This window comes from Desulfobulbaceae bacterium (assembly GCA_013792005.1).
Lineage (GTDB): Bacteria > Desulfobacterota > Desulfobulbia > Desulfobulbales > VMSU01 > VMSU01.
Genome location: VMSU01000223.1, coordinates 19748 through 45906 on the forward strand (window position 1 = coordinate 19748; position 26159 = coordinate 45906).

Consider the following 26159-nt stretch of genomic DNA (forward strand, 5'->3'; position numbering starts at 1 on the left):
CCACCACCCCTGCCACCGGTTAGAACCGGTAGACCACGCGAGCCATGAGAGAGCGTGGGGCTGCAGGTCGATACAACACTTTGCCTGCGGTGTCCTTAGTTGTTTCCACCGAATAGAGATCATCAAAGACATTGTCGACATTGACCGTAAAATCCCATCCCCCTGTTTCAAATCCAAGCATCAGACCGGTTACGAAATCGTAGCCCGCGTATTTTTCGGTATTGGCATTATCCATGTAATACTCGCCCCAGCTCTGAGACTGAACTTTGGCCTTGAAGCCACAGGCATGATGATAACCAAGGGAAAGAGAGTACTGATTGGTGGGGATGTACGGCAAGGTGTTCCCGGTACGGTCGACATCAATAACCTTAGCCCCGATCCGGACAGGTTCAGAAAACTCATCAAAGGTATAATCGGTGTAGGAGTAGTTGGCTCCAAGATCAAAGCCACGTGGAAGTGTGAATGTGGCGGCAGCCTCGAATCCTTTCTTCTCGGTCTTTCCGGCGTTGACATAGCTCGTATTGTTATTTTCCCCCACCACCTTTACCACCTCGTCCGTCACCGGCGAAAAGTAGACCGAGGTATCAATCGCTAAGATGCCGCGCTTGGCCTTCAGGCCCAGTTCATAGCTCTGCACCTTGACCAACGATAGGTCGGGATTGTCGGTGAGTTCACTATCGGTCGGAGTCTGAATGCCGGTAGAGGCATTGGTGAAAAGATTGGTGTCGGGCGCCACTTCCCAGGAGACGCCGATCCGGGGCGAGATTGCCTCGTAGGTCTTTTCGACGGAGAGGTTCGTGCCCAGGGCGTTGTAGGCTGTGTAGCTCCCCTTAGCATAATCATACTCACTCCAGATGGTCCCTTCGGTGTCGAAGTCCACCTTGTCATAGCGCACACCAACGTCAACCAGCCATTTCTCGGCCGGCCGCAACGATTCCTGAATATAGGCGCCCCAGAGCAAGGTCTGTCTAGTATTCTTCTCGGACAGAACACCCTTCCTGTCAGAAAGCACCGCAGCGATCCGGGTGGTAGGAAAAATTGTAGTATAATCTGCGTACTGGAAGTAGTCGGTATCGGAATCGTCAAAACGGACAGTTACCCCACCGGTTGCCACCCCCTCACGACTGAACATCGTATGTTTGTAGTTGAGCTGAAGGTCAGTGCCGATGCTGTTGGTATCCGAATCATTGATACGGCCTGTCACTGGGTGGTTATGGGTCCAATGGTTGAAGAAAAGGATCGGGACGATCTCGAAATCGCCAAACTCCTTGTTCACTTTACTGCTCACAAAAACCGAGTCGGAATAACGCCCTGAGTACTGCCACGGCCCGTCGTCTTCCATTGCCTCGCCAGTTTGAAGATAGCTCTCATACTGCTGTTGGTTGAGCGCGCTCGGCAATTGTAAGTTCGCGTCGGAATAGCTGATCCGTGTTGACCATGAGGCGCCGTCCTCAAGGACCATGGTTGGACTTAAAGAAAACTGGGTAGTATCAAACTCATTCCGCCGTCGCCACGAGTTCTCCGACTCCCGCCGACTGCCACTTGCCGAATAGAACCACTTGTCCCCCACAGCGCCGTTATAAGAGAGATGAAAATTTTCAGTATCCTCGGTCCCAAAGCCAACCTTGGCAATCCCTCCCTGTTCCTTGAGCGGATCTTTAGAGATGATATTGATCACCCCCCCTGCTGCGTTGGCGCCCCAGAGAGTGGAGTTGGGGCCCTTGACGACCTCGATTCGGTCGATCAGTTGGGTATCAATGAAATCAAGGCGGGTAAAGCTGTCCGGGTCGGTAATCGGCACCCCGTCCAAGAGCACCATGATCTCACGGATACCGTAACTGGCCTTAAGGCCGGCGCCACGAATCATCAATCGCGAGTCATACCCCTGGTTTTTGGTGTCGATCAAGACCCCAGGAGTACCCGTGAGGGCATCTTTCAAGTTGAACATCTTTGAATCCTTGATCTCATCCTGCCCGACCACAGTAATAGAAGCCGGCACCTCGGCACTCTCTCTCTCAAGCCGAGTAGCTGTCACACTGATTGCATCCAGCTGCTGCGTCACCTCAGCAGCGGAGGCAGGAGCTGCGAACAGTGCTGCAGCCCCAATAATTCCGACAATCTTCACATTTCTCTCCTCAGTTTAACTCTGCTCCACAATTAAAGCTGCCCACGACATTTTCGTAAGATGGACATTATCCTTTACCACATAGTAAGATGGTTGTTACCACGGACTATCCTTCTTGAAAACGTGGCATATTGTCGCAAGCGCTTTACGATCAGAGGAGAAAAGTGAAGCTGATACCCCCATTTAAAGATATTCGCTGCTGGAGAAATGATCTTTTACGAGCGCCGATATCAAATTAAAAAACAGCCGCTCGAAGAGTGTCAACCGGTCCAAGCCCCTATAATGAAGACCCTGGACACCCTCCCCTGCTTTTACGATTGAAAGATTATCGAACCTTGAACAGCGTAGTCGCACATTGCAAGATTGCACTCATGCAATCCTCTTAATTGCAGAATTGCAACAACCAACAAGATGATGACGCTTGGCTTGCCAGCGTCTAAAGCTTAGTTTCGCCACCAAACCCCCTGCCAGCATTGATCATTTCCTGTTTTGTGATTCATGGCACCATCCTTGCTATTACCTGAAGTCAACGGAACAGAGAGAGATTAAGAGACGCATTTACGAATAGACAACACATAAACCAGGAGGTGTGCCATGAACAAGAACGAAACCACCCAAACAATGTCTGCAGAGAAAAAAACGGCCATATGTATCGTGATGTCAATGTTCTATTTCGCTATGCTGGCCTATCCTTTTGGTGTGGCCATGGAAGGATTTGTCTGGCAGAAGGCGATGATTGCCGGTGTTATTTTCTTCGCCATCTCTATCCCGGCGTGGATTGTCAATTTGAAACGTGAATTTTATGATCATGCGCTCGTCCAAGACACTGTTAAAGATACGAATGAGAGCTTTGCCACTACCTCAAGCATGAACTTTAACAACATTGCGCAAATGGCCCAGAGGAGAAACTGGCTGACTGCTGAGGAAATCAACCAGATCCGCTTTTGCCTGGAAGGTGAGCAGGATAGTACCTTCGATCAAGTTGCGATTAAGCGGAATTACCTTTCCAAACAACAGGTTGAAACCTTATTGGCCACTCAATCCGCCAATGTCTGAGTAAGAGACCGTTTATCGACACCTAACGAACATACATAAGAAATAAGAATGGGGCAGGACAATGTATAATTGTCCTGCCCCATTCTATTGGTGACGCCATCAAGAGGATGGCCTACAATGGAACCTCCATTTCAGATGCAATAAAAAAAATTGCCCAACCAGACGCCTGGGAGTGAATGCGGTGAACTTTTGCAGAGTTCACGCGAACAACTCCTTAGCCGCACCCTCTCATCTCTCTGTCTCAGGTCCAACCTCACCAAAAGAGATCAACAGATCTCCAGTGTTGACGGCAGTGCCGATCCGGCAGCAAACTTCCTCTATAATGGCATCCCTGGGGCTGGGCACCCCACTCTCCATCTTCATCGACTCGATCACCAGAAGATCCTGCCCCCGATAGACTCGCTCCCCCTGCTTGGCCAGGATTCCTACCACCATGCCGGGCAACGGCGAGAGCAGACTCTTCTTGCCGATGGTCTTCTTTTCGGTGGGCATGTACTGGGCCAATTCCCACTCCCGAGGGCTGTAGACCTCAAAGATCCTCGATAACCCGCAGAAGGCGGCCCAGATAAAATTCTCCCGGTACTGCAGACGAAAATACTCGACCTGACCGTTAATCTCGACCCTGAGCCTACGGCGGTAGAACTCAAAGTCCGGCACCACAACCTGATACGGGGTGTCATTGACCGTGAACTGCCACTCCGGTTTCCCCAACTGTCCACACAACGCGACCTTAAAGGTGTTAGCCTCCCCTTTCACCACATAGCGCTGCCAGTTGGCCTGACGGCGAGCCGAGCCTACCTTGGCGGCGACAGACCGCAACGACTCGCGCATCAAATTCTTGCGATTGTGATAGACTAAGGTAGAGGCAATGGCCATAGCTTCGAGATGGTGCATGGGCGGATCTATTTTGGCCATGCCGCCCTCGAAATGCTCGTCAATGAAGCTGGTCGAAAACTTGCCCTCGATGAAAGCGGGATGATTAAGAATGGAGTTAACAAAATCGATGTTGGTTGTCACCCCCTCAAGATGATAACGGTTCAGCGCCTGAACCAGAGAACGCCGAGCCTCCTCGCGACTGGGACCGTGGCAGACAACCTTGGACAGAAGGGAATCATAGTAGACCGTGGCCTGGCTGCCGGCCTCAATGCCGCTATCAAGCCTCAGGTCCCGCCCCCGCAAGACTGAATAACGGGTAACCATCCCTGTGGCGGGAAGAAAATTCCGGATCGGGTCTTCAGCACAGATTCGGGCCTCGATAGCCGAGCCCGAGATCACCACCTCCTCCTGGCGAATAGGTAGCAGTTCGTTATTTGCCACCCTAAGTTGCAGCTCCACCAAGTCGAGGCCAGTCACCATCTCGGTCACCGGGTGCTCCACCTGCAGCCGGGTGTTCATCTCCATGAAAAAGAACTCCCCGCTTTGATCGAGGATAAACTCGACAGTCCCGGCGTTGGCGTAACCCGCCTCACGGGCCAGAGCGCAGGCCAGATCTCCCATCTCTTGCCGCAGCTCAGGGCTGATGGCTGGCGATGGCGCCTCTTCGATCACCTTCTGGTGACGACGTTGAATCGAACACTCACGCTCGCCGAGGGAGACCACGTTACCGTGCTGGTCGGCAATGATCTGAATCTCGATATGGCGTGGCGAGGTAATATAACGTTCAAGAAAAATACGATCATCGCCAAATGCCTTTTTAGTCTCGCTCTTGGCTAGGCCCAGAGAAGTGGCCAGTTCCGAAGAAGCAGTAACCACCCGCATCCCCCGACCGCCGCCGCCCGCTGCCGGCTTAAAGATAATGGGATAACCGATAGCAGCGACAATGGTCTCAATCTCTTCCAAGTCCGACACCGCCTCATTGTGACCGGGGACCACAGGGATACCGGCTTTAATCGCCAGGCGTTTGGCTTCGATCTTGTCGCCCATGGCAGCAATTACGCTCGCCTTGGGACCAATGAAGGCGATCCCCGCCTTGGTCACAGCTTCGGCAAACCCGGCATTTTCAGACAGGAAGCCATAGCCGGGATGAATGGCCTGACACCCATGCTCAAGGGCTGCGCCCACGATCTTATCAATAACCAGATAGGATGAAGTGGCCGGGGCCGGCCCGATATGGACGGCCTCATCAGCCTCACGGACATGGAGCGAACGGGCATCAACATCGGAATAGACGGCAACGGTGGCAATACCGAGACGCTTGCAGGTCTTGATGATCCGGATGGCTATTTCGCCACGGTTGGCTATCAAAATTTTCGTAAACATGGTCAACATCTCATAGTGTGAAGGTGTGCTCGGTTCGCCTCAAGAAACCTCTCCCCCTTCGGCTCCGCTCAGCAACGATCTCTTGGTAACCGTTGCTGAGCGGAGCCGAAGGGGGAGAGTCTCCATCAAAGCGGGATATTGCCGTGCTTACGGAACGGTCCGGTGGTCTGCTTACCCTCCAGAAACTGTAGACTGCGGATCAGGCGATGCCTGGTCTCACGGGGTGGAATTACGTCGTCAATAAAACCACGCTTGGCCGCCATGAAAGGGTTGGCGTAAAACTCCCGATACTCATCGGTCTTTTGGGCCAGCATGGCGTCAGGGTCCTCTGCCTCACCGATCTCCTTGCGATAAATGATCTGGGCCGCTCCTTTAGGACCAAGGACTGCGATTTCCGCCGTCGGCCACGCAAAGTTGATATCGCAACGGATATGCTTGGAGTTCATCACCACATACGCTCCACCGTAAGCCTTGCGAATAATCACCGTAAGCCGAGGCACGGTGGCCTCAACAAAGGCATAGAGGAGCTTGGCGCCATGACGAATAATACCACCGTGTTCCTGCTCCGGCCCCGGCAAGAAACCGGGCACATCGACCAGACATACCAAGGGAATATTAAAGGCATCACAGAAACGAACGAAGCGGGCCGCCTTGACCGAGGCATGAATATCGAGCACGCCGGCCAACACCGCCGGTTGATTGGCGATAAGCCCGATAGTCTGTCCGCCCAAGCGGCCAAAACCGACAATGATATTCTTGGCAAAATGGGCCTGAATCTCCATGAATTCAGCCCCATCGAGGATACTGGTGATCAGGATCTTCATGTCGTACGTCTGGTTCGGATTGGCCGGCACCAGAAAGTCAAGGGCAGGGTCAATCCTGTCTACCGGATCACGTAGATCGATGATAGGCTCCTGCTGGCGGTTGTTGGACGGCAGGTAATTGATCAACCGCCGCACCTCCCGCAGACAAAGAACATCATTGGGCAGCACGATATGATTGACTCCGCTCTTCTCACTGTGAACCTGAGCGCCGCCTAAGTCGTCAGCGGAGATATCCTGATGGGTCACGGTCTTGACCACATTAGGTCCGGTAACAAACATATAGGAGGTGTGGTCGACCATGAAGGTAAAATCGGTCATGGCCGGACTATAGACAGCGCCTCCGGCGCAAGGCCCCATGATACAGGAGATCTGCGGCACTACCCCACTGGCCAATACGTTACGACTGAAGATCTCGCCATAGGCGGCCAAGGACTCGACCCCTTCCTGAATCCGCGCGCCGCCAGAGTCGTTAAGCCCGATAATCGGAGCGCCCACCCGGACGGCATGGTCCATGACCTTGCAGATCTTCTGGGAATGAGCCTCGCCCAACGCGCCACCCATGATGGTAAAGTCCTGACTATAGACAAATACCTCACGGCCATCGATGGTCCCATGACCGGTAATGACGCCGTCACCAGGAATTTCACAGCCACCGGTGAGCGAACGTCCAGTCATCAACTGATCAAACTCATCAAACGAACCCTCGTCAAGCAACAGCTCAATCCGCTCCCGAGCCGTCAATTTACCCTTGCCGTGCTGGGCCTTGATCCGTTCGCTGCCGCCACCAAGCAAAGCCTCCTGCCGCATGACCTCGAGTTTACGTAAATTATCATGACCGTGATGCATGGTCGTTTCTCCTTAGAATAAAAAATTGATCGTGTCGCAACAGCCCGACCTACTGCGTTGCTACACATTATAACGTAGCTGTCCTGGTTAGCTTGTTACGAGCCAGTCAAATTTTTGGTGTCCACAACATCGTAAATCCTTCCTTCTGCCGGTCACCCCTTCGCCGCCAACTCAGTAAGGACCCCAAAGGTACTCTTGGGGTGGAGGAAGGCGATCTCCTTGCCACCTGCACCGGCTATCGGCGTCTCATGAATCAATCGACAACCCTCTTCACTGACATGGACAAGCTCTTTTCGAAGATCATCAACCTCATAGGCAATGTGATGAATGCCCTCACCGCGGGTCTCGATAAATTTGGCAATGGGGCTATCGCTTGATGTCGGCTCCAGAAGTTCGATGTGGACCTCGCCCACAGTAAAAAAAGCGATGCGAACCTTCTGGCTCAGAACCTCCTCCACCTTATCGCAGGTGAGCCCCAAAACCTCCTCATAAAAACGGCGAGCCTCAGTCAACGAACGAACCGCCATACCGATATGATCAATTTTCTTTACCATTATCTGTTACCCTCTGTCACGATACTCTCCAAATATTTCTCGCAACACCTGACAGATCTCACCTAAAGTGGCATACGCCGTGACAGCCTCAAGGATCGGAGGCATCAGGTTGTCGCTGCCCCGGGCCGCACGGCCTAAATGCTCCAAAGCCTCTGTCACCCGTGCCTGATCCCGCTCTTGTTTAAGCCTCTCCAGCCACGTAACCTGGGCCTCTTCCAGGGCAGGATCGACACGGGCCACCGGCGGCCTCGGCCCCTCATCAACCTGAAATTTATTGACTCCAACCACGATCCGTTCACCACGTTCAATAGCCTGCTGATACTCATAGGCGCTGTTTTCAATCTGACGCTGAATAAAACCGGCCTCAATGGCAGCCACCACGCCCCCCAGCTGATCAATCGTCCCGATCAACTCCCGGGCCTGATCCTCAATCCGATCAGTAAGCCCCTCAATAAAATAGGAACCGGCCAAGGGGTCGATAGTACTGGTAACCCCGGATTCATGGGCAATGACCTGTTGCGTCCGCAGGGCAATCCGCACGGAGTCCTCAGTCGGCAGGGACAAGGCCTCGTCCCGGCTGTTGGTGTGCAGCGACTGGGTGCCCCCCATAACTGAGGCCAGGGCCTGAATGGTGACCCGCACCACGTTGTTGTCAATCTGCTGGGCAGTCAGGGTATTGCCTGCGGTCTGAGTGTGGAAGCGCAGCATCATGCTGGATGGCTTTTGAGCCCCGAACCGCTCCTTCATGATCTTGGCCCACAGCCTGCGGGCCGCCCTGAACTTAGCCACCTCCTCGAAAAAATCGGACGAGGCGTTGAAAAAGAAAGAGAGCCGCCCGGCAAAAGCGTCCAGTTCAAGTCCGGCGTCAAGGGCAGCCTGAACATAGGTAATGCCGTCAGCCAAGGTGAAAGCCACCTCCTGAACGGCGGTGGAACCGGCCTCGCGAATATGATAACCCGAAATGGAGATGGTGTTGAAATTCGGCGCCTCAGTTTGGCACCAGCGAAAGATATCGGTAATCAACCGCAGGCTGGGCCGAGGCGGGAAGATATAGGTCCCGCGGGCCACATACTCTTTCAAGATATCATTTTGAATGGTGCCTGCGATCTTTGCAGGATCAACACCCTGCCTGCGGGCTACCGCCACATACATGGCGAGCAGTATCGCGGCTGGGGCATTGATGGTCATTGAGGTAGAGACTCGGTCCAGGGGAATCTGGTCGAACAGAACCTCCATATCGGCCAGAGAGTCAATTGCCACCCCAACCTTGCCGACCTCACCAATTGCCATAGAGTGATCAGAGTCGTAGCCGATCTGGGTCGGCAGATCGAAGGCGATGGAGAGCCCGGTGGTGCCCTGATCAAGGAGGTAGCGAAACCGCCGATTTGATTCGGCGGCAGTGGAAGAACCGGCGTACTGGCGCATAGTCCACAACCGGCCCCGATACATGGTGGCCTGCACCCCCCTGGTAAAGGGGTAACGGCCAGGAAAACCGCACTCATCCAGATAACGCTGGTCAGGGTGATCGGGCAGGCCGAGCCGCACCACCTCCTCACCGCCGTGGTGGGTAAACGGGATTTGTCTTTCAGGAAAACGACCAAGACTTGCGGCCAATTCCTTCTCCTCCCAATCACGAATATTGGGGTCGTTGCTCATGGCGCCACCAGGTTGAAAGATGCGCATATCATCATGCGCACCGAATTATAATAATTAATCGTAACTGCTTAGGTTGTCGGTTTACGGTTGACAGTTGACGACGAGTGATCCTATCAAGCGCTGTGATGACACACTAATATCAAATATAATACGATGAATTATGGCTACCCAAGATTTGTTAACCGTAAACCGGCAACTGAACACCGCCAACCTAGGTAGCTACAATTAATCAATAAAACCCATACGCAGCAATAACTCTCGGGCTCGTTGCCTGGGGTCCCCGAAGGACAAATCCTCTCCGGCTTGCACTGCTTTGGCCAAACGGGGACGCAGGAGTTCAAGAGCCCAATCAACAACCTCTGTCTGCATGGCAGAGCGCCGCCTTTTTTCCTGTTCTCCACTCTGGCAGAGGCCTTGAGCCTTATGACCAATGGCCTCACCAAGTTCTGCTATCCCCTGATTTTCGGTAGCCGAGATAGCGATAACGACACTACTCCGGCGGCCCACACCGCGCGTCCGTGCCGCCATCTCAAGATCAAGAGCCAATGCTTCAGCCCCAGGAAGATCCATCTTATTGACCACCAGGATATCTGCCACTTCCAAGAGTCCGGCCTTCATCGCCTGGATATCGTCACCCAGACCTGGGGCCAGAACCAAGAGGGTAAGGTCTGCCAAGCTGACGATATCCATCTCAGCCTGCCCAACTCCGACAGTCTCGATAATCACCAAGCGACAACCGGCAGCAGCCATCACCCTGGCCACTCCGCCGGTGGCGCTGCACAAACCGCCAAGCCTGCCGCGAGTGGCCATGGAGCGCACAATAACCTTGGGGTTGACGGCGTGCTCCATCATCCGGATCCGGTCGCCAAGAAGAGCGCCACCCGAGATGGACGAGGTCGGATCAACAGCAATGACCCCTATGCGCTCCCCCCGACCTAAAAAATGACTGATCAACCGGTTGGTGAGCGTTGACTTGCCCGCGCCCGGAGGCCCGGTGATGCCCAGCACCAGTACCTGATCAAGGGCAGCAGAATCAAGACCTGCCAAGATGGCATCGGCTTGAGGAGCGTGGTTTTCAATCAAGGAAATCGCCCGGGCAATGCTTCTCTGGTCTCCCTGAGCGATCCCGTCAAGGAGCGTATCCGGCGTTACGAGCACAGATCCTCACCTTCGCACCTCTGACAGTGCCTGGCACAAGCCTCACGAAAAGCGGAAATGATAGTCTCGAGCGGACTGCCAGAGGTAAAGATCCCGGCAATGCCAGCCTCTTGAAGCACCACAAAGTCCTCTTCCGGGATGACTCCGCCGGCCAGAACCGGAATATCAGCGGCGCCAATGGTGCGCAAGGCGTCAATCACCGCCGGAAAAAGACGCAAATGGGCTCCCGACAAGGACGAAAGGCCGATTGCCGCCACATCCTCTTGCACCGCCGCCACGGCAATCTCCTCCGGTGTCCGACGAATGCCGGTATAGATCACCTCAAATCCGTGATCCCTCAATGCCCTGGCAATGAACTTAGCACCCCGATCATGTCCGTCAAGACCGACCTTGGCAATCAAGACGCGATAGCGTACCTGATCCGATATGTGACTCATACGTTCTCCTTCCAAGATTACTTCAGCATGAAGTTATCATCCGCACCGTAATGTGGATTCAATTCAATCTGCATGCGCAACAAAAAACAAATTGCCCGCCCTGCTCTCTTTTCTTCAGCCACTCAAACACTCCGCAAAGGCCGCGGCGCAGAAGAGGCCAAAGCGGGTGAGATCCTCCGCCACATGGATGCCGTGGCTGCGAAGAGTATTGATCTTGACCAGGGCAGAGCCTGAATTACCGCTGACAATAGCGCCGGCATGGCCCATCCGGCGGCCCGGCGGGGCGGTGCGGCCGGCAATAAAGGCGACCACCGGCTTGGTCATCTGCTGTTGAATAAACAGGGCAGCCTCCTCCTCGGCGCTGCCGCCGATCTCTCCGACCATCACCACCCCCTTGGTGGCCGGATCAGCCTCGAAGGCGCCCAGGCAATCGATAAAGCTAGTACCATTTACCGGATCACCGCCAATCCCAAGGCAGGTAGTCTGGCCAATGTCCTGCTGAGTCAACTGATGAACCACCTCATAGGTCAACGTCCCGGAACGGGAAATGACGCCAATCGGCCCACCGGGGAGGTGGATGGAACCGGGCATGATCCCGGCCTTACATTCACCAGGAGTAATGATCCCGGGACAATTGGGACCGATAAGGCGCGAGGGCCTGTGAGCCAGATAGGCTTTAACCCGCAACATATCATGAATCGGGATGCCCTCGGTGATGGCAATGATCAGCGGCAGACCGGCGGCAGCCGCCTCCATGATGGCATCAGCGGCAAAGGGGGGCGGCACAAAAATCAAACTGCAATTGGCTCCTGTAGCCTGAACGGCGGCACGAACGGTGTTGAATACCGGCACCCCGTCCATCTCCTGACCACCCTTACCCGGGGTGACACCGGCCACCACCTTGGTGCCGTATGCCAGGCACTGCCGAGCATGAAACTGCCCTTCCCTACCGGTAATGCCCTGAACCAAAACTCTGGTCTCCGCATTGACAAAGATACTCATGACCGGCCTCCTACGGCAATACCAGCGATAGCGGCAGCCGCTTGTTCGAGGCCACTGACGGTCACCAGGTTGAGCCCCGACTCGATCAGTATCCTGCGGCCCTCATCAACATTAGTACCCTCCATCCGAACGATAACCGGCACGGCAATGGCAGTGCGCCGAGCCGCCTCCACCACCCCTCGGGCCAGGACGTCACAACGCAAAATGCCACCAAAGATGTTGACCAGAATAGCCTTGACCTTGGGCTCCCTGAGGATAAGCCGAAAACCCTGCTCCACCATCTCGGCGCTGGCACCGCCGCCAACATCGAGAAAATTGGCAGGCTCGGCGCCAGCCTGCTTGATCATGTCCATGGTGGCCATGGCAAGTCCCGCACCATTAACCATATTGCCGATATCACCAGCCATGCCGATATAATTAAGGCCTGCGGAACGAGCCTCCCGCTCAAGCTCCGGCTCTTCATCCGGATCGCGCAGCTCCAGGAGTTCAGAGTGCCGAAAAAGAGCGTTATCGTCAAACTCCACCTTGGCATCAAGAGCGGCAAAACAACCACCCTTGGTCACTGCTAGAGGGTTGATCTCCAACATCAGACACTCGTAGGTGGTAAAAAACCGATAAAGCCCTTGACAGAGGGCATTAAATCCCCGATGAAGGGAAGGATCAAGCCCGAGGCCAAAGGCCAACTGCCGCAGATGATGACTTGAGAGTCCGATGAGCGGATCGATGGTCACCGAAACCATCAGCTCGGGCGAGCGCGCAGCCACCTCTTCAATATCCATCCCGCCAGAGGCACAAGCCAGGAACGTAAAGGCCGCCGCAGCCCGATCGACCACCAGGCTCAGATAGAGTTCACGGCTGATGTCAATCCCATCCTCAATCAGCACCTTATGCACTGTCTTGCCCTCAGGCCCGGTCTGCGGGGTAACAAGGCTCATGCCCAGGATGGCTTTCGCCGCATCGACCGCCTCATCAAAGTCGCGAGCCACCTGAACACCACCGCCCTTGCCGCGCCCCCCGGCATGGACTTGAGCCTTGACCACCAAAGGGAATGAGGCACGACGGGCAACAATCGCCCGAACGGCGTCGACGGTTTCGGCAACCTCGCCGCCAGGGGCAAAGACCCCAAATTGGCGAAGAAGTTCCTTGGTTTGATATTCATGGATCTTCACTTTTTAGGATACCCCATACCGTGCAGAGTCTCGGTGATCTCGTCAAGAATAACCGGATCGTCGATGGTCGAGGGCATCCGATACTCCTTACCATTGACAATGGCCCTCATGGTACCCCGGAGAATTTTGCCGGAACGGGTCTTGGGCAACCGGTTGACCACCGCGGTCTCCTTGTAGCAGGCAATGGGTCCAATCTGTTCCCGCATCATCTTGGCCAGGGATTTCTTCAACTCCTCACAATCGGGGTTGACTCCATCTTTTAAAACCACCAGACCCACCGGCAGCTGACCCTTGAGGGTGTCGTCGGCGCCAAAGACCGCGCACTCGGCCACGGCAGGATGAGTGGCGATAACCTCCTCCATAGCGCCAGTGGAAAGCCTATGGCCGGCGATATTGATAACATCGTCCACCCTACCCATAACATAGAGATAGCCATCTTCGTCCTTATACCCGCTGTCACTGGTTTCATAATACCCTGGGAACCGACCCATATAGGCGCTGATAAACTTCTCATCGGCCTGATACAAGGTGGGCAGGGTACCGGGAGGCAAGGGCAATTTAATGACCACATACCCTTCGTCGTGAGGACCCATCTCCTTGCCCTGATCATTGAGGATACGGACGTCGTATCCCGGCACGGCCACGGTCGGTGAGCCCGGCTTGATCGGCAACTGCTCGATGCCCATACAGTTAGCGGCGATTGGCCAGCCCGTTTCCGTCTGCCACCAATGGTCCACCACCGGCCTTTTGAGGATCTTTCTCGCCCAGTGATAGGTATCAGGGTCGAGCCGTTCCCCTGCCAGGAAGAGGTACTTAAGATCAGACAGATCGTACTCCTTAGTGTACTCCCCGTCCGGGTCCTCCTTCTTGATCGCCCGGATAGCCGTCGGCGCCGTAAACAGCACACGAACTCCGTGTTGCGAGATGACCCGCCAGAAGGCGCCAGGGTCCGGGGTGCCGATGGGCTTTCCCTCATAAAGGACAGTGGTACAGCCACGGAATAGAGGAGCATAGATGATATAGGAATGCCCCACTACCCAACCAACATCAGAGGCAGCCCAGAAGACATCGCCGGCCCTCACGTCATAGATATTCTCCATGCTCCAGTGGAGGGCCACCGCATGTCCGCCATTATCACGGACCACCCCCTTAGGCTGGCCAGTGGTGCCCGAGGTGTAGAGGATATACAGTGGATCGGTGGCCAGAACCGGCACACAGTCAGCAGGTGTCGCCTTAGCGCAAATATCGTCCCAACCGAAATCACGGCCCTCCAGCAACGGGGCCTTCACTTGGGGCCGCTGATAGATCACCACCTTCTCCGGCTTATGATCGGCAAGAGTGATCGCCTTGTCCAGGAGCGGTTTATACTCAAGCAGCTTCTTACCTTCAATCGCCCCCGAGGCAGAGACGATGACCTTAGGTTTGGAGTGATCGATACGAAGGGCAAGTTCATGGGGAGCAAAACCGCCAAAGACCACCGAATGAACGGCGCCGATCCTGGCACAGGCGAGCATGGCGATGGCCGCTTGAGGGATCATCGGCATATAAATGATCACGGTGTCACCCTTCACGATGCCAAAATCACGGAGCGCACCGGCAAAGGTGGCCACCAGATCCCGCAACTCCCGATAGGTGTATTTTTCGATGGTTCTGGTTACCGGGCTATCATAAATCAAAGCGACCTGATCGGCGCGGCCCCTGGCCACGTGCCGATCCACGGCATTGTAGCAGGTATTGAGTTCTCCTCCGGCAAACCAGCGATAAAACGGGGGCCGGGCATCGTCTAAGACCTTATCCCAGGACTTGTGCCAGTCAATGCCCTCTGCTGCTTTGGCCCAAAATGCCTCCGGATCCTCAATACTTTTAGTAATGATCTCTTGATACCTGCCCATCCCTTGCCCTCCGCCAGCGATCCATTAAAATCATCCGTATCCGTGCCAAAACCACGCATCTTTGGCTTAAATACCATCTCACCGACACCGCCTCTCGACCAGCCAGATCCCACATGGTATCACTACGGGTTTATACCTATATCCTCTCCGAATTACTCTACCCCGAGAAAGATGTCAAGACTGCGAAACAGAATAAAAATTTATTCCTCAGCAGCACTCATTTCTGTTTATTTCCAAAGGAGCTTTGCGTATAGTCAAGGCTTTATGATGTCATGGAGTTAGTTGCCAGCCCGTCATGTTGGGGAATAGTTCACCCCGTTAGGGCAACGATGGCGGCACAATAGCATCCTACATCGTCACATCAACAACCAAAACAGCAAACCATGTCATTGCCCCTGTCACTCATCCAAACCTCGCTTGGCAAAAAGTACCTCTCTGCCGGCACCGGTTTCCTGCTCGGCCTCTTCCTCGTCGTCCATCTGATCGGCAATGCCACTGCATTCTTCGGTCGTGACGCCTATAACGCCTATGCCTCCCACCTCCACACCTTAGGTCCATTCCTTAAGGTTCCAGAGACCATCCTCGCTCTGATCTTTTGCATCCACGTCTTAACCGCCGTGCTCCTGTTCATTGAAAACCGCAAAGCCAGGCCCTGTCGTTACGCGGTCAGCGCAACAACAACTACCAGATTACCGTCAACCACCATGCCCTACTCCGGGGTTGTTATCCTGATCTTCATCCTGGCACACCTCTTTCAATTCCACTTCACAAAACACACGACACCCATCGCAGAACTGGTCAGAAGAGCCCTTTCCCAACCGGCAATCGGCCTATTTTATCTCCTCGCACTCACTGCCTTGGGGCTCCACCTGAGCCACGGCTTCTGGAGCCTGTTACAATCTTTCGGAATCAACCATCCTCGATACAACAACTTTTTTGTTCTTTCCGGCCTGGGGAGCGGCATCCTCATCAGCACAGTCTTCATGCTGATTGTCATTCTCTGCCTCTTTTCCGACTCATTCCTGCTCTAACCAACAAGGACCACCGCTATGCAGCTTGATGCCCGCATCCCTTTGGGACCGCTTCCGGAAAAATGGGACCGCTGCCGTTTCGAGACCCAACTGGTCAACCCGGCCAACAAAAGAAAATTTGAAATAATCGTGGTCGGCACCGGCTTGGCCGGGGCCTCGGCCGCCGCCTCGCTGGCTGAGTTAGGCTACAACGTCAAGGCCTTCTGCCTCCAGGATTCTCCCCGCCGCGCTCACAGCATCGCGGCCCAAGGCGGCATCAACGCCGCCAAGAACTATCAAAATGATGGCGACAGCATCAGACGCCTTTTCCATGACACCATCAAGGGCGGAGATTTCCGGGCTCGGGAGGCCAATGTCTATCGGCTGGCCCAGATCAGCAACACCATCATCGACCAGTGTACAGCCCAGGGTGTCCCCTTTGCCCGAGACTATGGGGGACACCTCGCCAACCGCAGCTTCGGCGGGGCGCAGGTATCCCGCACCTTTTACGCCAGAGGCCAGACCGGTCAACAACTGCTGCTCGGGGCTTACAGCGCCATGATGCGACAAGTAAAGGCCGGTCGGGTGCAAATCTTTGCTCGCAAGGAGATGCTGGACTTAGTGGTGGTCGACGGTCGGGCCAGGGGCATCGTCACCAGAGATCTAGTCAACGGGGCTATCGAGAGTCACACCGCCCATGCCGTCATCCTCGCCACCGGCGGCTACGGCAATGTCTACTATCTCTCAACCAACGCCATGTCATCCAACGTCAGCGCATCCTGGCGGGCCTGCAAACGCGGGGCAGGCTTTGCCAACCCGAGTTTTGTCCAGATCCACCCGACCTGCATTCCAGTTCATGGAGACTATCAGTCCAAACTCACCTTGATGAGCGAGAGCCTGCGCAACGACGGTCGGGTGTGGACCCCGGCCCGTGCTGACGACCAACGCCCACCACATCAGATCCCAGAGCAGGAACGGGACTACTACCTCGAAAAAAAATATCCCAGCTTCGGGAACCTAGTGCCGCGTGACGTCGCCTCCCGCAATGCCAAGGAACAGTGCGATCAAGGCAAGGGCGTGGGACCGACAGGCCTTGCCGTCTACCTTGATTTTGCCCAAGCCATCACCCGTGACGGGGAAGCAGCCATCCGTCGCAAATATGGCAACCTCTTTCATATGTACGAAAAAATCACCAACCATGACCCGGCAACAGAGCCGATGATGATCTATCCGGCGGTCCACTACACCATGGGCGGGCTGTGGGTGGACTATCACCTGATGAGCACTATCCCCGGCCTGTTCGTGGCTGGCGAGGCCAACTTCTCCGACCACGGCGCCAATCGACTCGGAGCCAGCGCCCTGATGCAGGGCCTGGCTGACGGGTACTTCATCCTGCCAACCACCATTGGAGGTTATCTGGGCGCTACCCCCCCTCCTCCCTTGACCAGCGATGGGCGATCAACCTTTGACGAAGCCAAGACCTTGGCCACGGCCAGAACCAACACCCTGCTGACTATCGGCGGCCAACGAACACCTGATGACTTCCATCGCGAACTTGGACTTCTGATGTGGAACGGCTGCGGTATCGCCCGCAACGCCCACGGACTGACCGAGGCGCTTGCGCGGATTCCAATGATTCGCGACGAATTCTGGCAGAACCTCAAGGTTCCGGGAACCGGCGCCGAACTCAACCAGACCTTGGAACGAGCTGGCCGGGTAGCAGACTTTCTGGAATTTGCCGAAATCATGGTCCGCGACGCCTTGGCCCGTGAAGAGTCCTGCGGCTGCCATCTCCGTGAGGAGAGCCAGACCGAGGAACATGAAGCCAAGCGCAATGACGAGGCCTTCTGCCACGTGGCGGTATGGGAGTTGGATGCCGACGACGGACGCCCTAAGCTCCACAAGGAGCCGCTGAGCTTTGACTTCACCACACCCAGTCAAAGGAGCTACACATGAAATCAATCTCCCTAACTCTCAAGATCTGGCGGCAAGCAGGGGCCGATGCGCCCGGCGCCTTCCAGACCTTGGAGACCGGACAACTCTCTACCGACATGTCCTTTCTTGAGATGCTCGACGTGATCAACGAACGTCTCATTACCACCAACCAGGCCCCAGTGGCCTTTGACCATGATTGCCGTGAAGGGATCTGCGGCATGTGCGGGTCTGTGGTCAACGGAGAGCCCCACGGACCCGAGAAACGAACAACCCTCTGCCAACTCCACCTGCGCCATTTTACCGACGGATCAACACTGGTAATTGAGCCTTTCCGGGCCAGATCGTTTCCGGTAATCAAGGACCTGATCGTCAACCGCAGCGCCTTTGACAACATCATTGCCGAGGGCGGCTATGTCTCGGTCAACACCGGCAGCGCCCCGGACGCCAATGCCACGCCAGTCTCAACAAGCCGGGCAGAGCAGGCCCTGGATGCAGCGGAGTGCATTGGCTGCGGGGCGTGTGTGGCGGCCTGCCCTAACGCCGCAGCCATGCTCTTTGTCGGGGCCAAAATCTCCCATTTGGCCCTGCTTCCCCAAGGCGATCCCGAACGTAACCGCCGGGTCATCGCCATGGTGCGCAAGATGGACCAACTGGGGTTTGGTAACTGCTCGAATGAACGCCGCTGTGAAGACGTCTGCCCCAAAGGGGTTGCCATCAGCAACATCGCCCGGATGAATCGCGAGTTTTTACGGGCCATTACTTTGACAGACAAGGGGTGAGAAAAAATTACGATTTACTCATGATCAATTGAGGAGAGGAAAAATGAAGAGTTTACAAGTCGGAACATACGAAATTTTCTGGTTAAACGGCGGGGCCTTTGAGCTGGATGGCGGGACCATGTTCGGGCCGGTTCCCAAGATCATCTGGTCAAAGCGGTACCCGGTTGACCAGGAAAACTATATCCGACTGGTTGCCACCCCCCTACTGATCAAGGGACCAGGGGTTACGATTCTGATAGAAAGCGGCATCGGCAACAAGCTCACTGACAAGCAACGCAAGATCTTTCGAATCCAGCAAGAATGGGATCTCCCCGCCGAATTATCATCCTTGGGCATCGACAGACAAGACATCGATACCGTGATCCTGACCCACGGTGACTGGGATCATGCCAGCGGCATTGTGATGCACAACCAGGAAGAAAAACCAGAACTGACCTTTGCCAATGCTCGCCACTACCTGCAGCGTAGCGAGTGGGACGATATCCGCCGGCCGAACACTCGAGCCGCCAGCAGTTACTGGCCACACAACTTCGACCTGCTGGCCGAGAGTGACAATCTCATTTTAGTGGATGACGAGGTCATCGTTGCCCCCGGCATTACCCTCTGCCGCACCGGTGGTCATACCAGGGGGCACCAGGCCATAAAAATCGACTCCGAAGGCCAACGCGCAATCCATATGGGCGACCTGATGCCAACCCATGCCCACCTCAACCCCTTATGGGTGATGGCCTACGACAACTACCCACTTGAGGTGATCGATCGCAAGCGGGAACTCACCAAATGGGCAGTGAATGCTGAAGCCTGGGTTTTATTTTACCACAACCCCTTTCTTTCTGCCTGCTGCTTCTCCCCAGAGGGCACGATTACCAAACAATGGCCCCCTGCTGCCGATACGTAAGATCGTGGCTCTTAACTATTTTCAGCTAACTCTTCCGAAGGAAAGGAACAAGAACTCATTTTCAATGCCATGTTCCCTTCGGCTCCGCTCAGGGAACGGTCCCGCGATAATCGTTCCAGAGCAGAAGGGAACATGATAAAAAAAGCCGTGGTACGGTTGCCAACAAAAAATCTGGGAATAGTCTAGAGCCACATTTAAGATTCACAGCGCCATGACTCGATCACGCCAGAGAAATTCAAGACAGGACACTCAGGACAGCTCAGACATTACGAAGAGAGCTGGTCCGAGTCACTGACCCCCAGCGCCTCATAAATTTTTAGTATTTCTGATGAATTATTAAGCGTATAGAAGTGAATTCCGCGCACCCCGTGATCCAACAAATCGCGTACCTGCTCGGTTGCCCAATGGACACCGACCTTAGCCACCTGCTCGTCACTCCCGGCCCGTTCCACCGCCTTCAACAGCTTGGCAGGAATCCTTGACCCTGCTGCCAATTCAGCCATCCTGACCATCCCCTGCCGACTGGTAATCGGCATGATGCCTGCGATAATCGGCACCGTGATTCCGGCCAACTCACACCGCCCGCAAAAATCATAGAAATCACGATTATCAAAAAAAAGCTGGGCGACAATATAATCAGCCCCGGCATCGACCTTAGCCTTCAAGTACTCAATTTCACGTAAGCGGTTGGGGGTGCCAGGGTGACCTTCAGGAAATCCCGCCACCCCAACGCACATATTCGGGAAATTCTCCTTAATAAACGCCACCAGTTCAGCAGCATAGAGAAAGCCATCTTTAGGCTGCACAGAATCCTCCTGGCCCTTAGGAGGATCACCACGCAAGGCCAGAATATTTTCCACCCCACTCTGCTGAAAACGATCCAGAATCGATCGCATCTCACCTTGAGAGTGTCCAACACAGGTAAGATGCGAAACCACGGTAATATTGGTCTCCCTCTGAATTCTCCCCACCAGATTATGGGTATGCTCCCTGGTCGTCCCTCCCGCCCCATAAGTCACACTCAGATATGCAGGCTTTAAAGGTATCAGCTCAGCTATGCTCATAAACAAACGCTCCCAACCATCATCGGTCTTGGGCGGGAAAAATTCCAAACTCATCGTCGGCTGTCGCCGAGCAATAATATCCTTGACCAACATCGTATCATCTCCCCAAAGTACGCTCATCATCCTGACCCAAAAACAGAACAGGCCAAGCTCAAACCATTCCACCCATCCGCCATCAAACTCTTTGTTGATGGCTCACGAATTCAATCGTTCATGTTTATGGGGTTAATAACGCGACCGCTCACGATAAGTCAAGTTTTTGCAACCCAATACCACCTCGGGCAAAGTAAAAAACAGCGTAACTGTCCAGCAGTGCCGCCGATGCCTAGCATCTGCGGCACTGCTGGACAGTTACGGTTCTGGGCTTCGCCACCTTTCTGGATCAGAAGGTGGATAGTTACAAAACAGCTTTGAAAGCTCCTGTTGATGAAAATAATGCAAAATACCTCTTCGACGTTTTCTCTGGTATCTACGCTAGTTACGAATGCATTTACAAGACTTTATTGATGCTGTCGAGTAGACCAGATTCTCCGACAAAACAATACATACTCGCCTAGTCTCTTATTGACGCCTGCCGCACGTGACAACTACGTGCCTGCAATTTTTGTCTTGTCAGACCGTTGTCTCCCGCCCCTCACAGGTCTGATCAAGCACAGGCGCGTTGCATTCGGCCTTTGATGAGGTTATACTTTTTTTACCTTGATTGCTCCTGTATAGTGATTGAGGACGTCAGTACGCATCAGAACTTTACCAAATCTCGATCCTAAAATCTGGCTTTGCCTGTAGCATGAGTTGCAAAGAAAATTGCTGGGATAATGCCCCATCTGAAGGTTTTCTCCATCCACTTTTTACCGAATTGACCCATCACGAACGCTATGAGACCAGGGCCGAGGCGAAAAGTAATGTTTTCGAATACATTAAGGTCTTTTACAATCGCCAGAGGCGTCACGCAGCTACAAGGTATTTAAGTCCAGCTGTCCATGAGGCGGCTTATCAAAATGCTGCGTAATTATTTGTCCGGAAAAGTCTTAACAGATCATGCGACAGGAGATTGGAACGTGATGAGAATATGGACCTCCATCCTTGGCAAATATACCTGTATCGCCGCGACCATTCTGCTGCTGCTCAGCAGCATGGTCATCTCCACTTTTTATCTGACCGAAGAGATTCAGGGCGAGGCAATGCGCATTAACCTGGCAGGCCGCCAGCGCATGCATGTCTTTCACCTGGCCCTCCATGCCCATTTCCTGTTGAACAGTGACGACGTGATGCTGGGATCACTTCATCGCGCGGGATTAAAAAAGGCGCTTGGTGAATACGAACAAACGTTGCTTGGCCTGAGGACGGGAAGCCCCGAGTGTGATGTCACCCCGTCTTGTAAAGCATCAACACATGATGTACTGAATAGACAGCTGGACAGTCTGATCACCCTGTGGAACGAGAAACAAAAGCCCCAGTTGCTGCAAATCATTGCTGATCCGATTCAAGTCTGGGAAGAGGGCGAAAAACGCTGTCACGGCTGTCATGACGCATTTATACCTCATTTTAAGAAGGTAGACGATTTTGTCTTTGCCCTGAGCACACACAATGAGCAGGTGATACAACGATTCAATGTGCTGCGCTTCGGCATCTTGGTGGTATCAGCGCTTGCAGCGATTGCGATGGCTATTTTTATCAAGCAACAGATGATTCTGCCAGTGCAAGAATTGTATGAGGCAACGGTTCGTTTGGAAAATGGAGATTTTTCCTGCGCGCTGGCGCCAAGGACCAATGACGAAATCGGCACCCTGGCCCTGGCCTTTAACCGGATGTCCACAACTCTTGCCCAAAGTTTCACTGAAAAAGAGGCCCTGGTCCAGCAGCGCACGGCGGAACTGCAAACTGCCAATGAAGATTTAAGGACTTTTGCTTACACGGTTTCTCATGACCTGCGAGCGCCCTTACGCGCGATACAGGGGTTTGCAGAGGCCATCCGCGAGGATGGGCAAAGCCTTGATCTCCGGATCACTGAGCACCTAACTAACATCACCGCCGCCGCTGAGTTCATGGACAAGTTGATCCTCGATCTCCTGTCATACAGCCGAATATCCTACAAGGATATCCACATTGACCAGGTCGATACCGGTCAGCTATTCAAGGAGGTCGTGCAGGACTTGTCTTTTGAGATACAAAAAGTCGAAGGACAAGTAACCATTGAAGGATGCCTGCCAGTGGTCATGGCCAATCATGGCATCCTGACCCAGATCACCATGAATCTACTCAGTAATGCCATCAAGTATGTCAAGGCTGGGACACCTCCCAGGATACAGGTATGGGCTCAGCACAATGGCGACAAGGTACGCCTGTTTGTCAAGGATAACGGAATTGGCATTGCCCCAGAAGACCAACACCGGATTTTCGATGTCTTTGTCCGGCTGCACGGGATGGACAGTTATCCGGGAACAGGGATTGGACTAGCTACCGTCCACAGGGGAATTGAACGGCTGGGCGGCAGTTGCGGGGTAGAATCAATTCCAAGTCAGGGCAGCACGTTCTGGCTGGAGTTGTCTCCTGTTGATCCAGCTTGGCTGTCTATGGCGAATGATTCGCTTTGCACAGAACATTAAGGAGGTAGTGGGATGAAGATACTTCTGATTGATGATAATCGTTTCGATCGTGCCCTGGTGGTGCGGGAAATACACAAGGAGTTTCCCGAAGTGTCCGTCGATGAAGTCCTGAATGCAGTCGATCTGGAAGCGGCCCTGACCGCCGCTGACTTTGATTTAGTCATCACCGACTACCAACTACAATGGACCACCGGCATGCACGTGTTACATTCGGTAAAGAACAAGTTCCCGGAACTCCCTGTGATCATGTTCACTGGCACCGGCAATGAAGTCATTGCCGTAGAGTCCATGAAGGCTGGGCTGGATGATTATGTCATCAAATCAGCAAAACATTTTGTCCGCTTGCCTTTTAGCATTGCGCAGGCGCTGGAAAGAGGCCGGCTTCGTCTGGCCGAAAAGAAATCTGCTGCCACCATAGCCCGCCTGCATACCCACCGTGAACTAATTCTCGATTCAGTTGCGGATGGCATCCTGGGAGTAGACCAGCAAGGTCGCCACAGTTTTGCCAATCCAGCAGCCCAGCGGATGCTCGGTTACGCCCTGGATGAACTCCTCGGACAGGAAAGCCATGCTCTCTGGCATCATACCAATAAGGATGGATCACCAAACCCCATCGATACCTGTGTCGTCCATAGCTCAATACGGGAAGAACAACCCTTTTCAGGAAAAGATTTGTTCTGGCGTAAAGATGGCACAGACTTTCTGGCGGAATATACCAGCGCCCCAATTTACGAAAATGACAGGTGCACGGGTGCAGTAATAATCTTCCGTGACATTACTGAACGAGAAAAAGCCCAGGAAGAGCTACGCAGGTATCGACAAATCGTCTCGGCCTCGGAGGAGCACATGGCCTTTATAGGATCAGATTGTGTCTTCCATGCCGTCAATGACGCCTATCTTAGGGCCTATAACTGGACTCGTGACACAGTTATTAACCGCCCTGTTGCCGATCTGTATGCCAACAACAGGAAATTTGCAACAATGACAGCAAATCTCAATCAGGCGATGCAAGGGACTCCGGTCCGTTATCGAGACTGGTTTGATTTCCCCAGCCAGAGTAGGCGTTACATGGATGTTGCGTATTATCCCTACAAGACTGATAACGGCATGATTTCCGGTGTGGTGGTCAATTCACGGGACATAACCGATCTCAAAGGACAGGAGGATGCCTTGCGCTTGGCGGAACAGGAGTGGAAGCATACCTTTGACTCCATTTCCGATCTTGTTTCAGTCCATGACGCCAATTATAGGTTTTTGAAAGTCAACAAGACCCTTGCCGATTTTGTGGGGAAACCAGCCGAGGAATTGATCGGCAAGCACTGCTATGAAGTCTTTCATGCCCTCTCCTACCCATGGCCGGAGTGTCCACACCAGAGGGCCCTGAACAAGGGGTGCCCTGCAACCATCGAGATTGACGACCCGCATATTGGTCATCCAATGCTGGTCACCGTCTCCCCGATTATCGATGTGCAAGGACGTGTGGTGGCAACGGTCCATATCGCCAAAGACATCACCGAACTCAAAAAGGCTGAGCAGGAACGCCTTGACTTGCAAACTCAACTTTCTCAGGCCCAGAAAATGGAGTGTATCGGCCAGTTGGTTGGCGGAGTGGTCCATGACTTTAACAATTTTTTGAGCGCTATTATCGGGTTCAGTGAATTGATTCTCATGAAACATCCCGGCCCATCAGAACTCCACGAGAACATCACCCAAATAAAGAGTGCAGGATTAAAATCAGCGGCATTAGTGCGGCAACTCCTTGCCTTCAGCCGTAAGCAGGTATCTGAAATGGCGCCTGTCCGGCTGGACTCCCTACTGGAAAATCTTGGGAAAATGCTTCACCGTCTTCTTGGAGAGGAAATTATCCTCGATTTCGACCTGAACTCTGGAGATAGCGTTATTGTTGCTGATTCTGTTCAGATCGAACAGGTCATCATGAATCTTGTGGTCAACGCCCGTGATGCAATGCCTGCCGGGGGGCGTATCCACATTGGGACGACATCTCTTATCGTTGGCAGAGAAGAAGCTGCACCGCTTCCGGGTCCAGGTGAAGGAAAATATGTGCAGCTCACCGTTACCGACACCGGCAATGGCATAAAACCAGAAGACAGACCGCGACTTTTTGAACCGTTCTTCACGACCAAAGGAATCGGTAAAGGAACTGGTATGGGGTTGGCAACGGTTTACAACATTGTTTCCCAGCATAAAGGATGGGTCGACTTCGAAAGTGAAGTCGGAGTAGGAACCGTTTTCCGAATACTTCTGCCCAGGGATAGCCAACAGCAACAGAATATTGACGAGCAAAGAACTGAAATGGCATTGCCTAGCGGCAATGAGACAATTTTGTTAGTGGATGATGAACCGACAATCAGAACAGTTATCCGTAAATCCTTGAATTCTTTAGGGTATCAGGTCCTGGAAGCCGGAAGCGTCAGGGAAGCGCTCAATATTTTCGATCAGCATCTTGAGGCAATCGATCTCTTGATTACAGATGTAATTATGCCGGCACAACGAGGGACTGTACTTGCTGAACTCGTCAAGAACCGTTCGCAGCGGATCAAAGTCCTTTTTGTTTCAGGATATTCAGATGAGAGTATTGACCCGGATGGCATATTGCAACCGGGGGTTAATTTTTTAAAAAAACCGATCACCATAAAAAAGTTGAGTGAAATGGTTCGTCACCTGCTCGACATCGACTAAATTTGATGGCGTCGCAAAAAGTGCGCTCTACTGCGTCCCCGTCCAACACCAGCGGGGATTGAACTGAATTGCGTGGCGGTTTTGCTCGTTCGGCATACCATATGTATGGCCTCACTCACAAAGCACACCCCGCGCCTTGTATATCGCACCTTTTGCTTAGCCACCCCGGACTTTTTGTGAGATTGTCAA

General features: G+C 53.7%; 19 protein-coding genes. 8 read left to right on the plus strand and 11 right to left on the minus strand.

Going from position 1 to position 26159, the window contains the following annotated elements:
- Positions 1 to 19: 19 nt before the first annotated feature.
- Complete coding sequence (locus FP815_14205; GenBank protein MBA3016079.1) at positions 20 to 2125, minus strand: TonB-dependent receptor; 2106 nt, start codon at positions 2123 to 2125, stop codon at positions 20 to 22.
- A 594-nt stretch (positions 2126 to 2719) separates the two neighbouring features.
- Here FP815_14205 and FP815_14210 point away from each other — a divergent pair.
- A complete protein-coding gene (locus FP815_14210) occupies positions 2720 to 3181 on the plus strand; it encodes a hypothetical protein (protein ID MBA3016080.1) in 462 nt (153 codons plus the stop codon).
- A 228-nt stretch (positions 3182 to 3409) separates the two neighbouring features.
- On the opposite strand, the gene FP815_14215 is transcribed toward FP815_14210, so the two are convergent.
- The 9 genes from FP815_14215 to FP815_14255 all read right to left on the minus strand — a co-directional run bounded on the left by FP815_14215 (position 3410) and on the right by FP815_14255 (position 14978).
- Entirely contained in the window at positions 3410 to 5440 is a 2031-nt protein-coding gene (locus FP815_14215; protein ID MBA3016081.1) for an acetyl-CoA carboxylase biotin carboxylase subunit, read from the minus strand.
- A gap of 125 nt (positions 5441 to 5565) precedes the next feature.
- A complete protein-coding gene (locus tag FP815_14220) occupies positions 5566 to 7110 on the minus strand; it encodes an acyl-CoA carboxylase subunit beta (protein ID MBA3016082.1) in 1545 nt (514 codons plus the stop codon).
- 152 nt (positions 7111 to 7262) lie between these two features.
- Positions 7263 to 7664 carry a methylmalonyl-CoA epimerase gene (mce, locus tag FP815_14225; protein ID MBA3016083.1) on the minus strand — a complete coding sequence of 134 codons (402 nt, stop codon included), beginning with the start codon at positions 7662 to 7664 and terminating at the stop codon, positions 7263 to 7265.
- A 6-nt stretch (positions 7665 to 7670) separates the two neighbouring features.
- A complete protein-coding gene (locus FP815_14230; GenBank protein ID MBA3016084.1) occupies positions 7671 to 9320 on the minus strand; it encodes a methylmalonyl-CoA mutase in 1650 nt (549 codons plus the stop codon).
- Between the two features lie 225 nt (positions 9321 to 9545).
- Positions 9546 to 10478 (minus strand): methylmalonyl Co-A mutase-associated GTPase MeaB, encoded by a 933-nt coding sequence (gene meaB / locus FP815_14235; GenBank protein ID MBA3016085.1) that lies wholly within the window; start codon positions 10476 to 10478, stop codon positions 9546 to 9548.
- Positions 10469 to 10915, minus strand: coding sequence for a cobalamin B12-binding domain-containing protein (locus FP815_14240; protein MBA3016086.1), 447 nt, complete (start codon positions 10913 to 10915; stop codon positions 10469 to 10471). The genes meaB and FP815_14240 overlap by 10 nt, the downstream gene beginning before the upstream one ends.
- Positions 10916 to 11029: 114 nt before the next feature.
- Positions 11030 to 11917 (minus strand): succinate--CoA ligase subunit alpha, encoded by an 888-nt coding sequence (gene sucD, locus FP815_14245; protein ID MBA3016087.1) that lies wholly within the window; start codon positions 11915 to 11917, stop codon positions 11030 to 11032.
- Positions 11914 to 13086: an ADP-forming succinate--CoA ligase subunit beta gene (gene sucC, locus FP815_14250; protein MBA3016088.1), complete on the minus strand. Its 1173-nt coding sequence runs from the start codon at positions 13084 to 13086 to the stop codon at positions 11914 to 11916. Before sucC ends, sucD begins: the two co-directional genes overlap by 4 nt.
- The gene (locus FP815_14255; GenBank protein ID MBA3016089.1) at positions 13083 to 14978 is read right to left on the minus strand and encodes a propionyl-CoA synthetase; all 1896 of its coding nucleotides are present in this window, start codon (positions 14976 to 14978) and stop codon (positions 13083 to 13085) included. The genes sucC and FP815_14255 overlap by 4 nt, the downstream gene beginning before the upstream one ends.
- A gap of 383 nt (positions 14979 to 15361) precedes the next feature.
- Between FP815_14255 and FP815_14260 the strand changes: the two genes are divergently transcribed.
- Genes FP815_14260 through FP815_14275 form a run of 4 tightly spaced genes read left to right on the plus strand, consistent with a single transcriptional unit; the run spans position 15362 to position 19600 of the window.
- Positions 15362 to 16009 carry a succinate dehydrogenase cytochrome b subunit gene (locus FP815_14260; protein MBA3016090.1) on the plus strand — a complete coding sequence of 216 codons (648 nt, stop codon included), beginning with the start codon at positions 15362 to 15364 and terminating at the stop codon, positions 16007 to 16009.
- 18 nt (positions 16010 to 16027) lie between these two features.
- Entirely contained in the window at positions 16028 to 17944 is a 1917-nt protein-coding gene (locus FP815_14265; protein ID MBA3016091.1) for a fumarate reductase/succinate dehydrogenase flavoprotein subunit, read from the plus strand.
- Positions 17941 to 18702, plus strand: coding sequence for a succinate dehydrogenase/fumarate reductase iron-sulfur subunit (locus tag FP815_14270; GenBank protein ID MBA3016092.1), 762 nt, complete (start codon positions 17941 to 17943; stop codon positions 18700 to 18702). Before FP815_14265 ends, FP815_14270 begins: the two co-directional genes overlap by 4 nt.
- Before the next feature lie 43 nt (positions 18703 to 18745).
- Positions 18746 to 19600, plus strand: coding sequence for an MBL fold metallo-hydrolase (locus FP815_14275; protein MBA3016093.1), 855 nt, complete (start codon positions 18746 to 18748; stop codon positions 19598 to 19600).
- A 266-nt stretch (positions 19601 to 19866) separates the two neighbouring features.
- Here the strand turns inward: FP815_14275 and metF are convergent, their stop codons facing one another.
- Positions 19867 to 20757: a methylenetetrahydrofolate reductase [NAD(P)H] gene (metF, locus tag FP815_14280; GenBank protein ID MBA3016094.1), complete on the minus strand. Its 891-nt coding sequence runs from the start codon at positions 20755 to 20757 to the stop codon at positions 19867 to 19869.
- Positions 20758 to 21451: 694 nt separating this feature from the next.
- Between metF and FP815_14285 the strand changes: the two genes are divergently transcribed.
- From FP815_14285 to FP815_14295, 3 genes are read left to right on the plus strand one after another with little or no spacing between them, the layout of a single operon-like run.
- Positions 21452 to 21673: an IS3 family transposase gene (locus FP815_14285; GenBank protein ID MBA3016095.1), complete on the plus strand. Its 222-nt coding sequence runs from the start codon at positions 21452 to 21454 to the stop codon at positions 21671 to 21673.
- A complete protein-coding gene (locus tag FP815_14290) occupies positions 21645 to 23270 on the plus strand; it encodes a HAMP domain-containing protein (protein ID MBA3016096.1) in 1626 nt (541 codons plus the stop codon). The genes FP815_14285 and FP815_14290 overlap by 29 nt, the downstream gene beginning before the upstream one ends.
- A gap of 12 nt (positions 23271 to 23282) precedes the next feature.
- Positions 23283 to 25970, plus strand: a complete 2688-nt coding sequence (locus FP815_14295) for a PAS domain S-box protein (GenBank protein ID MBA3016097.1) — start codon at positions 23283 to 23285, stop codon at positions 25968 to 25970.
- The last annotated feature ends 189 nt before the right edge of the window (positions 25971 to 26159 follow it).

Coding starts and splice junctions, on each gene's coding strand:
- FP815_14295 (MBA3016097.1), top strand. CDS start 23,283: ATGAAGATACTTCTGATTGATGATAATCGTTTCGATCGTGCCCTGGTG.
- FP815_14240 (MBA3016086.1), bottom strand. CDS start 10,915: ATGAGTCACATATCGGATCAGGTACGCTATCGCGTCTTGATTGCCAAG.
- FP815_14290 (MBA3016096.1), top strand. CDS start 21,645: ATGAGGCGGCTTATCAAAATGCTGCGTAATTATTTGTCCGGAAAAGTC.
- metF (MBA3016094.1), bottom strand. CDS start 20,757: ATGTTGGTCAAGGATATTATTGCTCGGCGACAGCCGACGATGAGTTTG.
- FP815_14220 (MBA3016082.1), bottom strand. CDS start 7,110: ATGCATCACGGTCATGATAATTTACGTAAACTCGAGGTCATGCGGCAG.
- FP815_14255 (MBA3016089.1), bottom strand. CDS start 14,978: ATGGGCAGGTATCAAGAGATCATTACTAAAAGTATTGAGGATCCGGAG.
- sucD (MBA3016087.1), bottom strand. CDS start 11,917: ATGAGTATCTTTGTCAATGCGGAGACCAGAGTTTTGGTTCAGGGCATT.
- FP815_14275 (MBA3016093.1), top strand. CDS start 18,746: ATGAAGAGTTTACAAGTCGGAACATACGAAATTTTCTGGTTAAACGGC.
- FP815_14265 (MBA3016091.1), top strand. CDS start 16,028: ATGCAGCTTGATGCCCGCATCCCTTTGGGACCGCTTCCGGAAAAATGG.
- FP815_14260 (MBA3016090.1), top strand. CDS start 15,362: ATGTCATTGCCCCTGTCACTCATCCAAACCTCGCTTGGCAAAAAGTAC.
- mce (MBA3016083.1), bottom strand. CDS start 7,664: ATGGTAAAGAAAATTGATCATATCGGTATGGCGGTTCGTTCGTTGACT.
- FP815_14230 (MBA3016084.1), bottom strand. CDS start 9,320: ATGAGCAACGACCCCAATATTCGTGATTGGGAGGAGAAGGAATTGGCC.
- FP815_14215 (MBA3016081.1), bottom strand. CDS start 5,440: ATGTTTACGAAAATTTTGATAGCCAACCGTGGCGAAATAGCCATCCGG.
- FP815_14285 (MBA3016095.1), top strand. CDS start 21,452: ATGAGTTGCAAAGAAAATTGCTGGGATAATGCCCCATCTGAAGGTTTT.
- FP815_14210 (MBA3016080.1), top strand. CDS start 2,720: ATGAACAAGAACGAAACCACCCAAACAATGTCTGCAGAGAAAAAAACG.
- FP815_14270 (MBA3016092.1), top strand. CDS start 17,941: ATGAAATCAATCTCCCTAACTCTCAAGATCTGGCGGCAAGCAGGGGCC.